This window comes from uncultured Ruminococcus sp. (genome assembly GCF_946415235.1).
In the GTDB taxonomy this organism is placed as follows: Bacteria; Bacillota; Clostridia; order Oscillospirales; family Ruminococcaceae; genus Ruminococcus.
Genome location: NZ_CAMKRR010000005.1, coordinates 34956 through 47322, shown reverse-complemented (window position 1 = coordinate 47322; position 12367 = coordinate 34956). Strand labels below are relative to the sequence as shown.

General features: G+C 45.5%; 10 protein-coding genes. 7 read left to right on the top strand and 3 right to left on the bottom strand.

Annotated elements, in window-relative coordinates; genetic code table 11:
- Nucleotides 1–75: 75 nt before the first annotated feature.
- The 3 genes from Q0R37_RS02550 to Q0R37_RS02540 form a co-directional block, all read right to left on the bottom strand.
- Nucleotides 76–1242: a hypothetical protein gene (locus tag Q0R37_RS02550; RefSeq protein WP_294750750.1), complete on the bottom strand. Its 1167-nt coding sequence runs from the start codon at nt 1240–1242 to the stop codon at nt 76–78.
- Entirely contained in the window at nt 1239–1700 is a 462-nt protein-coding gene (locus tag Q0R37_RS02545) for a sigma-70 family RNA polymerase sigma factor (protein WP_294750747.1), read from the bottom strand. The genes Q0R37_RS02550 and Q0R37_RS02545 overlap by 4 nt, the downstream gene beginning before the upstream one ends.
- Nucleotides 1701–1952: 252 nt before the next feature.
- A complete protein-coding gene (locus Q0R37_RS02540; protein ID WP_294750745.1) occupies nt 1953–3488 on the bottom strand; it encodes a serpin family protein in 1536 nt (511 codons plus the stop codon).
- A 225-nt stretch (nt 3489–3713) separates the two neighbouring features.
- Between Q0R37_RS02540 and Q0R37_RS02535 the strand changes: the two genes are divergently transcribed.
- From Q0R37_RS02535 to abc-f, 7 genes are all read left to right on the top strand, one after another.
- Nucleotides 3714–5600 carry a glycoside hydrolase family 3 protein gene (locus Q0R37_RS02535; RefSeq protein WP_294750743.1) on the top strand — a complete coding sequence of 629 codons (1887 nt, stop codon included), beginning with the start codon at nt 3714–3716 and terminating at the stop codon, nt 5598–5600.
- Nucleotides 5601–5797: 197 nt separating this feature from the next.
- A complete protein-coding gene (locus Q0R37_RS02530; RefSeq protein ID WP_294750741.1) occupies nt 5798–6169 on the top strand; it encodes a GntR family transcriptional regulator in 372 nt (123 codons plus the stop codon).
- Nucleotides 6170–6172: 3 nt separating this feature from the next.
- On the top strand, nt 6173–7057 hold the full coding sequence (locus Q0R37_RS02525) for an ABC transporter ATP-binding protein (protein ID WP_294750739.1): 885 nt from the start codon (nt 6173–6175) through the stop codon (nt 7055–7057).
- Nucleotides 7026–7766, top strand: a complete 741-nt coding sequence (locus Q0R37_RS02520) for a hypothetical protein (protein WP_294750737.1) — start codon at nt 7026–7028, stop codon at nt 7764–7766. The genes Q0R37_RS02525 and Q0R37_RS02520 overlap by 32 nt, the downstream gene beginning before the upstream one ends.
- A gap of 11 nt (nt 7767–7777) precedes the next feature.
- Entirely contained in the window at nt 7778–8554 is a 777-nt protein-coding gene (locus tag Q0R37_RS02515) for an ABC-2 transporter permease (protein ID WP_294750735.1), read from the top strand.
- Between the two features lie 11 nt (nt 8555–8565).
- Entirely contained in the window at nt 8566–10446 is a 1881-nt protein-coding gene (locus Q0R37_RS02510) for a serine hydrolase domain-containing protein (protein ID WP_294750733.1), read from the top strand.
- Nucleotides 10447–10781: 335 nt separating this feature from the next.
- Nucleotides 10782–12308, top strand: a complete 1527-nt coding sequence (abc-f, locus tag Q0R37_RS02505; protein ID WP_294750731.1) for a ribosomal protection-like ABC-F family protein — start codon at nt 10782–10784, stop codon at nt 12306–12308.
- The last annotated feature ends 59 nt before the right edge of the window (nt 12309–12367 follow it).

Here is a 12367-nt window from a genome sequence, read left to right as displayed (position 1 = left end):
AATCGGGGAAGAAAAATGTGACACAAAATCAAAAAAGTTTTTTGGAATTCCGAAAAATTTTTTCGGCGTATTTTTTCAGGAACCGTTTTCTGCCTGTGAGATCATGAAGTATGAGCGTCCGTCTCCGACAGCCGTGCATACTCCGTCCTCAAGCTCATAAACCGACATATTTCCGCTGCTTGTGGGCTCGAATGCTCCGTCGGGAACGGGATAATAGCTGTTTTTCAGGAAGAATACGTAAGTCTGTCCCTGTTTTTGTTCGCCGCCGCTGTCGCCCTCGACTCTGACGGAGTACTCTTCCTGATCTTCTATCGGAGGTAAACCGTATAACTCAGCATATTCCTCGGCAGGCATGAAGCCGCCGCCGAAAAATACGGTTATCCTGTCATTTGGTTCAAGATCGCCTTTGTAAACTCTTATAACATTGATGTTTTCGGCTGTGTAAGCTTTGCCGTCTATAGAAGTATACACTATTTCATCAAGATTTGCAAGTACTATGGCACAGGAATTATCATACATTTCCGAAATGTCTATATTTATGCCGCAATTGTCGCTATCTTTTGGCGGAAACGCGTTATCGGAAGGACTGTCTGATATCCCCGGCTTATGAGCGGATTCTTCCTTCATTATAAATGCATCTGCACTTATGAGCTTATCCCGCAGGGGATAGGTCTTACCGACGGATACCGTCATATCACGTCCTGTAATTGTTACTGTTTCGTCTTTGGATTCGTCTGCTCTTAACTGTGTTGTGGTGGTGATATTTTCGCTTTTGCTGTTGCCTGCTGCCGTCGTGGTGTTTGCGCTGTGCTGAGACGAAGAGGTCGTTCCTGACGGTGCAGGGGCAGATGTGGACTCAGCGGCTTTTGCTGAAGAAACTGTTGTTGTTGAAGATTTTGAAGTAGAAACGGCAGCCTTTGATGTTGTTTTGGCGATAACTGCTGCGGAAGTCGATGCTGATTCTCCTTTTATCTCACTGTCCGCAGGAGTCACGGCTTCCGTTAATTCGGTTATATTGTCATTGTTTCCGAAGTGCTTTATATCCTTCGGCATCGTGACTGCTGTGCCGATAACGGCTGTCATGACCGCAGCCGCTGCTGCAAATTTTACAATAGTGGGGAACAGCGGTTTTTTTGCTTTGCCGCTGTCAAGTTTTATGAACTCCCGAGCAAATATTTCTTTTCTGTCAGGCTCTTCAAATCCGAAGGCTTCCTTCAGAGCTTGTTTTTCTTTATCGGTCATATAAGCTCCTCCCTTCCCAGATACTCATGCAGATCGCCGAGGATACGCTTTATCCTGCGGTTAAGAGCAAAGCGCGAGATATTATACAGCTTTGCGATAACGTTCACGGGCACTTCGTTGACATAGCGCAGAAGTATTATCTCCCTGTCCTCCGCCGAGATCATGTTCAGAGCCTGTTTCAGGTCAACTCCCGAAAGTACGTCGTCCTCGACGTTTTCGGCAGATACCTCCGTATCCGAAAGCTCTGTTGTTTTCTTTTTGCGGAATTCATCAAGACAGAGATTGCCCGCGATAGTGTACAGCAGCTGCAAGGTCTTGTCAACGCTGTTGTAATGTGGGTGTTCGAGGTAACGAAGAAAGGTCTCCTGCGTCAGGTCCTCGGCGGTTTCCTTGTGCCTGACACGCAGAAAGCAGTAACGGTATATCTTATCGTACTGCTCATTTATATCAAATGACACAGGATCGCCTCCTTCGTTAATAGTCTTATAGTATACATTATATCATAGAAGGTTGAATAAATCAACAAAAAAGCGGCGATATGGCAATTTTTTTATCTTTTTATGAAAAAAGTGCTTATATACAGGAAAACCGTATCATGAAGATACGGTACCTGAGTTTCCCCCTTACAAAGAGAAAACGATTTTGCCGTTTATGTGCAGATACGGCTTTACACATAAATATAGCAAACAATACTTAAAAAAGTCTTAAAATTAACTTAATGAATTAAGTACGCCAATAAACATAGGTATATCTGTCTTGGTATCATAGATGCAGTAAACGAAAGGTCTGTCGAAAACTATTTCCTTCTCGGGCTTCATGGGAGCAGATTCGTCCTTCATTACAACTATAGTAGCCGCAGCTGCCTTTGTACCTTTTTCATCGAGGTCGATGAAGGTCTTGTGCATTACATAACCGATATGAAGGGGATTGATATCGGCTATTGCTGACATATTCGAGAAATCAGCACCACTGTTGAAAGCAGTGGACATACCCATAGCTTTAAGCTCGTCGTTGAGCTCGTTACCGTATTCGTACTTGAATTTCGGTAGCTTTGCGTCTGCCTGCTGATAGTTCTTGCCATAGCGGCTCTGGAGCAGATTTGTGAGCTTTTCGGGAGTGAGCTCCTCTATGTATTTGTCTATAGATGTGTTTTCATCGGGGAGGAGTGCTGCAAAGGCATATCTTCCTCCTGAATAGTCCTTAACGATGCCGTCTGTGTTTTCATCACCGATGTATGTCTCGTAGCTTTCCAGCATTTTGGCTTCCTGAACAGTACCGTCTGCTGCTGTGAACTTTCCGTCGCTGATCATCTCATACGGGGAAGCCCACTCTGCTTCAAAAGCAACGGCATTCACAAGGTACATAACGTCGTCGTCTTCCACGGCTTCGAGGATCTTCGGGATCATCTTGTTGGTTTTTTCGTTTACCCAGTTGTTTACGTCATTGAGCGTGGTATCGTCAAAAGGAGCGATATAGAACTCGGAATCGTAGTAGTCCACGCAGTTCTGTATAAAGCTCGGGAGCACCTGTATGCGGCTCCTGTCGTTTATTGCCCATATTGAATTGGCCGTGCTGAATGACCATTTAGCCCATTCGCTCTTATTCACGGTCATTTCGCGCTCGCCGCGGAAATAACGGTTGAGGCTTTCGATAGGCATACCGTCACCGAGAACTTTTTCCATTTCCTCAAGGGTCTTGCCGTCTGCGCCGTTGGCGGTCATGCCGAGAGCCTGTACTATGGAATAGGGCGAGATAAGGTCGTTTTGACCCTTGCCTTCACTGTATGTCCTCTGGAAGAGGTCTACTGTGAACTTTGTCTGGCTGTCGATGAATTCCTTATAATTCTGATAGCCCTCCTCCATGATTATACCTGACGTCAATGGTGACTGTTCTATGCCCGCACAGAGGTTCTTTGCCTGCGGAGCAAAGCTTGGCTCGGGAGCTTTGTCAATCGCACTGATGAGGAGCTTCCTCATGGCAATAAGGTCAAAAACATCGAATTTTCCGTCATCGTTAGCGTCTGCGCCCGGTCCCGGTTCACCGTAAGCGGGAAAGAGGTCCTTGTCGCCCTTGAGCCAGCGCTGGAAAAGTACTATATCGGAGAGGTTGAATATATAATCCACATTTACGTCACCTGCAACTACCTTGTCTATGGGCTGGGTGGCTATTGCTGTCATAGCTCCTGCTGCGGCAGGTGCAGCGATACATAATGCAGCGGCTGCTGCGATCATCTTTCTGAATTTCATAAGTATACCTCCTTAAAATATGCAATTTTGTTTCGGCACGGAAGTGCTTTCTGCATAGTATAACGTTTTAAGACGGTAAAATGTGCGGCTTGGATTGTAAACAAATTGTAAATGATTGACATTGCCTGTTTATTGAACTCTTGCTTGTTCTGTGCTATAATAGGAACAACTTTTAATTATAGACGGAATACTATCAAACTATTTTTTATGAAAAGGAGAATGATCATGAAAAAAGCATTGTCACTTTTATTGCCGCTTACACTTCTTCTGTCGTCGGTATCGTGTGCCGAAAAAAACAATACTGACGATAAGACACAGACAACGACCTCTGCACAGGAAATAACAACAGCCGACGACGGTACGCCGAAATATCAGAAGTATGCTTCGATGACACCCGAGGAGGTCGTTTCACAGCTGACTCTCGAACAGAAGGCTGCTCAGATGGTACAGCCTGCCATATATCACGTAGAAGAAGATCCCGAAAATATAATGAAGGAAAACGATTACGGCAGCATCCTCGGTGAGAATACGGGAATGGAGTTTACAAGCAGCGAATGGCAGCAGATGATAAACGCTCTCCAGACAGGCGCAATCGGGTCGGAAGCGGGTATCCCTTTCGTTTACGGAAGCGATCACTCTCACGGTGTGGGATACTGTCTCGGTTCGGTGATCTTTCCCCATAATATAGGCGTGGGAGCTGCCAATGACGAGGAGCTGACATACAAAATGGGACAGGCTGTTGCCGATGAAGCAAGGATATGCCGTATCCCGTGGAATTTCTTCCCTGTGGTAACTCAGTCCGTTGATCCACGCTGGGGACGTACATATGAGTGCTACAGCTCAGACCTTGATATTATCTCAAAGCTCGGCTCTGCATACATCAAGGGCTATATCGACGGCGGCGGTATCTCATGTGCAAAGCATTTCTTCGGAGAGGGCAGTGCTGCTTACGGCACAGGTGAGGGCGGCTATCTTATTGACAGAGGCGAGGCTGCTCTTTCAGACGAAGAGATAGAAAAGCTTCTCAAGGTATATCAGGATATGATAGACGCAGGAACACAGACTATCATGATAAGCCATGCTATGCTCAACGGTGTCAAGATGCACGAAAACAAGAAGTATATCATGATGCTCAAGGAAGAAATGGGCTTTGAGGGCTTTATCGTCAGCGACTGGGAGTCTATACAGCATATTCCCGACAAGACCTATGATGAGCAGGTGGTCGCTGCCATAAATGCAGGCATTGATATGCTTATGGAGCCCGAGAGGTTCGATGAGGCAAGGGAAATAATCGCTGAAGCCGTAAAGAACGGTGATATCTCGGAAGAACGTGTTAATGATGCTGTTACACGTATCATTAAGGTCAAGAAGGATTTCGGATATTTCGATGATCCGCTGTTTGAGAATATATCTACAAAGCAGAGCGATGTCGGTTCACAGGAATACAGGGACATCGCGGAGCAGATGGTGGAGGAGAGCCTTGTGCTTCTGAAAAATGACAACGATGTGCTTCCTCTTAAGGAGGGCTCTTCCGTTTATATCATAGGACCCGCTTCCGACGACGCAAGCGTACAGTGCGGAGGCTGGACTCTCGACTGGGCTGAGAGCTACACAAGGAATATCCCCGGTGTTACAACTCCCCTTGAAGCCTTCAAGGCAAATGCAGAGAAATACGGCATCACAGTTATAACCAATCCGGATGAAGCTGTAAACGCAGATGTTGTCGTGAATTTTGTCGGCGAACAGGTATACTCCGAGTGGAACGGAGATACCGAGGATCTTGAGCTTTGCGGCGAGCTTGGACTTGAAAAGAACCGCAAGGCTATCAAGGAAGCCGAGGACCTCGGAAAGCCCACTGTTACCTGTATCATTGCGGGCAGACAGGTGCTTATCGACGAAAAGGACTATGATAAATGGGACAGCGTGGTGATGTGTTATCTCCCCGGCTCTGAGGGCAAGGGAATATCTGACGTTCTCTGCGGCTGCGCTGATTTCAGCGGAAAGCTCCCGAGCCCGTGGTATAGCTCCGTAAAGCAGATAGGTACTGACGAATGCTGGCTTGAAAAGGGCTATGGACTTAATTACGGTGAGGATTTCACTCCCCACAGTTAACGCCGCGGAAAAAGACGGATTTTAATATTATTATATCAGAAAGCCCCTGAATTTCAGGGGTTTTTCTTTTGCATTTAAAGATGAATGAAAAAAGTCAAAAATGGGTATTGACAAATGGCATCATAGGTGCTATACTGTATATATACAGATAAGTACAGGCATGTACAGTATATGCAGTTAAAGAAAAGAGGCTCTTCATGAAGATAATCATAAAAAACAAATCAGATGTCCCTATCTATGAGCAGATAGAGGAACAGATCAAGGCTCAGATCCTTGAGGGAAAAACCGAGGAAAACGAGCAGCTCCCGTCCATAAGGCAGCTTGCCCGTGACCTCAAGATTAGTGCGATAACCACTACGAGAGTTTACAACGACCTTGCGGACGAGGGGTTCATCATATCCGTTACGGGTAAGGGTTTCTTCGTTGCACCGCGCAATAACGAGCTCCTCCGCGAGCGTATGCTCTGCGAAATGGAGGAGGCTATGGACAAAGTGGTGGCAAACGGCAGAAATGCGGGACTTTCCGATGACGAGATAGTTGAAGCTCTGAAAAGATTTATGGAGGAATGATTTATGGATAATATTCTTGAGATCAGAGGACTTAACAAGACTTATGCGGGATTTGCGCTCAAAGATGTGAGCTTTTCGCTGCCGAGAGGTTTTATCATGGGATTTGTTGGGGAGAACGGCTCGGGCAAGACCACGACTATCCGCTCAATACTTGATATGGCTAAGTTCGACAGCGGAAAGATAAGCGTTTTCGGGCTTGACAGCGTAAAGGATACTATCGCCATAAAGGAGAAGCTGGGAGTTGTTTTCGACAGTTTATACATCGCCGATAACCTCAATGTAAAGCAGATAGAACAACAGTTCAGACCCTTTTACAAGGAATGGAACAGCGGCGAGTATGCCGCAAGGATAAAGAAATTCGGACTGCCGACAGATAAGGCTGTGGGGGACTTCTCAAAGGGCATGAAAATGAAGCTGATGATAGCTGTTGCGCTTTCTCACAACGCTGAGTTCATGATACTTGACGAGCCTACAAGCGGTCTCGACCCTGTTGCCCGTGATGAGCTCCTTGATATACTTGCCGAGTACATAGAGGACGAAAAAAGAAGCGTATTGTTTTCGACCCATATCACCTCCGATGTGGAGCGTATCGCCGATTATGTGACTATACTCCACAACGGAAAGGTTTGGTTCACGGGTACTAAGGATGAGCTCACAGACGGCTATGTTGTAGTTAAGGGAGCAGAGGAGGATATACCCTCGGGGGTTAAGGATAAGCTCATAGGCTTCCACGGCTACAGAAACGGCTTCGACGCCATGATGAAAGCGGAGGATACAGCTATGCTCTCCGACGAGCTTGAGACCGAAAAGGCAAGCATCGACGAGATACTGGTCTATATTGCAAAGGAGGATCGCCGTGAAGGAGATAATGAAGCTGATAAGGTTTGATTTTATTACCTCAGTAAATTCTGCGCTGCCTTTTTGCGGCGGAATGCTTATTATATGCCTTATACTGACTGCTTTCGGTATATTCAATCCCATATTCGGTGGATTGCTTACAGTATTATGTGCAGTGTTCTTCAGTCCTGCACAGGCGGCTGCAAATAATCCGAATTTCCGAAGAGTACGCGGTATACTTCCTGTGAGCAGAGCTTCCTTTGTAAGAGCTGAGTTTGCAGAGACTATCGTTTCTGTCATTGTTAGCGAGCTTATTACACTTATCTTCATGGGGATAAGCAAAATATCAAAGCTTTATGAGATATTCCCGCTGAAGTTTGAAGTGTTTTGCAAAGAAATACACATTCTTGACGGCATTGAAGTGGCACCGGGCAGTATTTTTAAATTTGTTCATCTCGTTATATTTGTATGTGCTTTGCTGATCGTACAGGTCACGTTCATTAACATGAGGGCGGCTATAGAAAAGCATGAACACGATATAAGAAACGTACTGCTTGTCTTTTCATTTGTAATAATCGCGATCATAGCAAGTGTTGAGCTTGTTATGAAAAGAATAATACCGCCGTATGATGAATGGCTCTTTCCGTCAACGACTGCAGGTACATGGATATGGGGGATCGCTCTCAACGCCGCTGCTGTGGCTTTGGGCATTTTATTCTGCCGCATCGCAGAGAAAAAGACGGCTGACTACGAAATATAGGAGTGGTTACTATGAAAAGGATAATAGATCTTATGCGTATAGATCTCATGGGATTCAAGGGGAAAAAGGATACTGACTTTAAGTTCTTTCTGTTCTTTACGATAGTGTTGGGTATAGCTCTTATCTTTGCAGGCTCTTTCGTTTCACTGTTTGTTCTGGTCGTTGCTATCGTTATGTGTAATATGCTGCTCAGCAATGAGGAGAAAAAAGGCTACAGAAAGAGCTTCGGAGTAGTTCCTACGGACAGAAAAAGCGTAGTCATCGCAAGATTTGCCCTGCTTACACTCATTACAACAATAACAGGGATAATAACCTTCATTATAATGTCAATTACCAATAAAAGCGGACTTTATGATACTGTTTGGACGGACGGCGCTTATGCTGATACGAACAAGTTCCTCGAGGCTGCTCTTATGCCGTTTATAAATAAAGCAGCTTCAAGGATAGTGTTCGGTATGATATTCATGATCTCGCTTATGGTAATGTCATCAATGCTGAGAAAATACTACAAAAAGGGCTACAAGCCAAAAAAGAATGCTGCACTGAAGGGAGTTCTCAAGGTAGTCGGTGGATATTTCGGCTTTGGATTTTTAGTGGCGATAATAGTGTTCACGCCTTTGAAGAAAATAGTGTTCCCCGTGAACGCTATGTTCTTCTCGGTTATAAAGTCACTTGCAGTCCCCTTTGACGGAATGCTGGCAATGCTGCTGTTCATCGCAGCAGGCTACGGATTTGCAGTATATATGGCAGTCTGCGCTGTTGTGGACTATGAAAAGAGAGAGCTGTAAGGGGGATTGTCATGAAACTTATAAATAAAATGATAGGCAGGGCTGCGGCTTTGGTTCTTGCGGCAGGCATCGCGGTCTCAGGCACTGCTTTTGCAGCGGAAAAAGACGAAGAATTAACTTTGCCGTCAGGTATTTCCGTTAGTGCATTTGAAAAAAAGGTCGGGTTCTTAACAAATACATACGGTTCAGAAATTAATAGTAAGCTGCCGCCTACGTCTGCCGCAGTTTTTCACGGAGACGAGATACTGTATACCAATTATGAGGGATACATCAATATGAAAGATGATATTGTCAACGACGAAAATGCTGTATACGAGTGGGGAAGCATATCCAAGACCATGATATGGGTCAGCATCATGCAGCTGTGGGAGCAGGGAAAGATAGACCTTGACGCTGATATACGCACTTATCTTCCCGACGGATTTTTGCATAACCTTACCTATGATGATACTATTACAGTCACAGACCTTATGAATCATCAGGGGGGCTGGTGCGAAAGTACATACAGATTATTTGTCAGGGACGCGGATGATATAGGCTCACTTGAGGAGGAACTGCGTAAGATCGAGCCTGCACAGACTTTTCGTCCAGGTGAGGTCTCGTCCTATTCCAACTGGGGAGCAGCCCTTGCGGGATTTATAGTTCAGCGGGTAAGCGGCATGGACTATACCGAATATGTCCATAAGAATATCCTTGAGCCTCTCGGAATGGAGCATACGGCTGTTTCGGCAGACCACAGTGATAATATGTGGGTGAAGGAGCAGCGCGAAAAACTGAGATCATACACAATGCCTATGATGCTGCCTATATGGGAGGAAACAGGCGCCGAGCCGGTATATTGTCCGATCTATCCTTCAGGTGCTGCTGTGGGAACTATCGGTGACCTTGCAAGATATGCACAGGCTTTCGTTGACGACGAGCACCCGCTTTTTGAAAAGGCGGAAACACAGGAGAAGCTGTTCTCGGGTTCGGCATTTTACGGCGAGTCCGATATACCCTGCTGCAGCTACGGATTCTGGCCACAGGAATATGCGGTTCGTGTGTACGGACACGACGGAGGTACAAATTCAGGAGTTGCAAATATGCTTTTCAACCGTGATTCAAAGGTCGGACTTGTAGTGCTGACTACGAATTCCGACCATAATTATAATCCGATGTTCAGCTTGCTGCCTGAGTATGTTTTCGGAGATTATACGGGTAAGGAGCTTTCATCACAAAACGAAAAGTCCGTGGAGCTTAAGGGTGAATATACTTTTTCGCGTACAACTTTAAAGGGAATAGGCAAATTTTACAGTCTTCTGGGAATTGTTGATGGAGACAAGATCGAAGGAATGACCGATATAGGAAATGACGTTTACAAGCTCACATATGTTGACAATTACAGTGACAGAGCCGAAATATTCGGAAGAAGCAGATATTCCGACGGAACCGAAGGAATAAGATTAGGGTCGGCAGAGTATATCCCTGTAAAGATGTACGTGCCGAAGATATGCTTATTGTCTGCATTTTTCCTTGCAGGCATTTCAGCTATATTCGTGCTCCTTGCAAAGCGCAGGCTAAAAAAAGCAAAGATCATCAGCCCGTACAAGGGTGAATTCATATTCACGTGGGCTCAGCTTGCAAAGGCAGCTTCACTTCTTGCGATAGCTGTTTTATTGGTGGCGGCAATGTCGGACACAGGAATTTCAAAGTCCTTAGGTGCCTGTGCAGGTGTTACACAGATAATAAGCTTTGTGGTCTGTGCGGCAGCTGCGGCTGCGGGAGCAGCTTTTATCATCAGAAGAAAGATTTCAAAATACGGTAAGATATGCTATTTCTTCAGCATTGCAGGCAATATCGTGACAGCCTCGGCAATAGCTGTGTTCGAGATGTACAGATTCTGGGGATGTTGATATATATGATGCCGCAGCTTGACTGCGGCATTTTCCTTGACAAACGAAAGAAGCTGTGTTATAATACAAATAGAAATACACGAAAGAGGTGTGAGGATGAAAAGATAATTCACTTTTGAACACATGAATATCAATCTGACAGTGTGATGTAAAGGCATACTGTCTTGTCATGTTGCCAAAAGTGGATTATGTTCTCATAACCTCTTTTTGCTTTTATATATTGCAAGGTGACCGTTTTACAGGTAAGTCACCCTTTTTCCGTGAGGTTATAAGTGCGTAATGGGATCTTTTGGCAGCAAAAGGTCCTTTTTTGGACCTCGGAAGGAGGAACTATCATGTCACAGATATGTGTTAATTCCCTCACATTCGGTTATGAGGGAAGTTTTGACAACGTTTTTGAAAATGTCTCGTTTTCAATAGATACTTCGTGGAAGCTGGGATTTATAGGCAGGAACGGAAAGGGCAAGACGACATTTCTGAGTCTTCTCATGGGGAAATACAATTACAGCGGTTCGATAGATGCTTCATCGGCTTTTGAGTATTTCCCGTATCAGCTTACAGCTGAACAGGTCGAAAGTACAGCTTCGGAGTTCATCGGTGATATAAAGCATGGCTGCGAGGAGTGGCGCGTTATCTGTGAGCTCGGTCAGCTTGACGAAACTGCGGAGCTGCTATACAGACCGTTCCGTACGCTCAGCCACGGAGAGCGTACAAAGGTGCTGCTTGCGGTGCTGTTCTCGGGAGAGAACGAGTTTCTGCTGATAGACGAGCCAACAAATCACCTTGACCGCAATGCAAGGGAAACTGTAAAGAAGTATCTTGCGTCAAAGAGCGGGTTCATACTTGTATCACACGACCGCGAGCTTCTTGACGCCTGCATAGACCACGTCCTTGTGCTCAACAGGAAGAGCATAGAGGTACAGAGCGGCAATTTCTCAAGCTGGTGGGAGAATAAACAGCGCAAGGATCAGTTTGCAAGGGCTGAAAACGAGAAGCACAGAAAGGAGATAAAAAAGCTGAGACAGGCTGCCAAAAGGACTTCCGACTGGGCTGATAAGAGCGAGCGCACAAAAATAGGCTTCGATCCCATAAAAGAGAATGACAGATGTATCAGTACACGCTCATTCATCGGTGCAAAGACAAAGAAAATGCAGAGCAGAGTCAAAAGTATCGAAAAGCGCATAGGCAGGGAGATCGAGGAAAAAGAGGGGCTTCTCGGCGATATTGAGAGGACTCCCGAGCTGAAGCTCACTCAGCTCGTGCATCACAGCAGCGTTCTTATCAATGTCCGTGAACTCAGTTTAAAGTACAGGGGGGCGGAAAATGATGTATTCTCGGGACTTACCTTTGAGCTGAAAAGGGGGGACAGAGCTGCACTTAACGGCGGGAACGGCTGCGGCAAAACGACGCTGATAAAGACTATACTCGCAAAATCAGGTGATGCGTCAAAGGGGGAGAACATTTCCGAAAGCGGTATCTGCGAAGTTGCTTCGGGACTTGTGATATCCTATGTGGATCAGGATACTTCCATGCTGAGGGGGAGTATAAATGATTTTTGTTATTCAAAGGGTATTGACCTGAGTATGTTCTGTACTATTCTCAGACAGCTTGATTTTGAACGCTCACAGTTTGCAAAGCCGCTTACTGAGCTGTCCGAGGGACAGAAAAAGAAAATACTTATAGCTTCAAGCCTGCTTACTCCCGCTCATCTTTATATATGGGACGAGCCGCTGAATTACATTGATGTTTTTTCACGTATGCAGATCGAGAAGCTTCTGCTCGGATACAGACCTACAATGCTGTTTGTGGAGCATGATTCGTGTTTCCGCGAAAAGGTCGCAACTAAGGTGATAGAGCTGTAACAAAAAGCCCGAAAGCGTTTTTTATCGCTTTCGGGCTTTTGGATTATGAGTATAAGATT

Bases quoted from the DNA above. Each gene is read 5' to 3' on its own strand.
- Q0R37_RS02550 (WP_294750750.1), bottom strand. From the start codon at position 1,242: ATGACCGATAAAGAAAAACAAGCTCTGAAGGAAGCCTTCGGATTTGAA.
- Q0R37_RS02540 (WP_294750745.1), bottom strand. From the start codon at position 3,488: ATGAAATTCAGAAAGATGATCGCAGCAGCCGCTGCATTATGTATCGCT.
- Q0R37_RS02535 (WP_294750743.1), top strand. From the start codon at position 3,714: ATGAAAAAAGCATTGTCACTTTTATTGCCGCTTACACTTCTTCTGTCG.
- Q0R37_RS02530 (WP_294750741.1), top strand. From the start codon at position 5,798: ATGAAGATAATCATAAAAAACAAATCAGATGTCCCTATCTATGAGCAG.
- Q0R37_RS02525 (WP_294750739.1), top strand. From the start codon at position 6,173: ATGGATAATATTCTTGAGATCAGAGGACTTAACAAGACTTATGCGGGA.
- Q0R37_RS02515 (WP_294750735.1), top strand. From the start codon at position 7,778: ATGAAAAGGATAATAGATCTTATGCGTATAGATCTCATGGGATTCAAG.
- Q0R37_RS02510 (WP_294750733.1), top strand. From the start codon at position 8,566: ATGAAACTTATAAATAAAATGATAGGCAGGGCTGCGGCTTTGGTTCTT.
- abc-f (WP_294750731.1), top strand. From the start codon at position 10,782: ATGTCACAGATATGTGTTAATTCCCTCACATTCGGTTATGAGGGAAGT.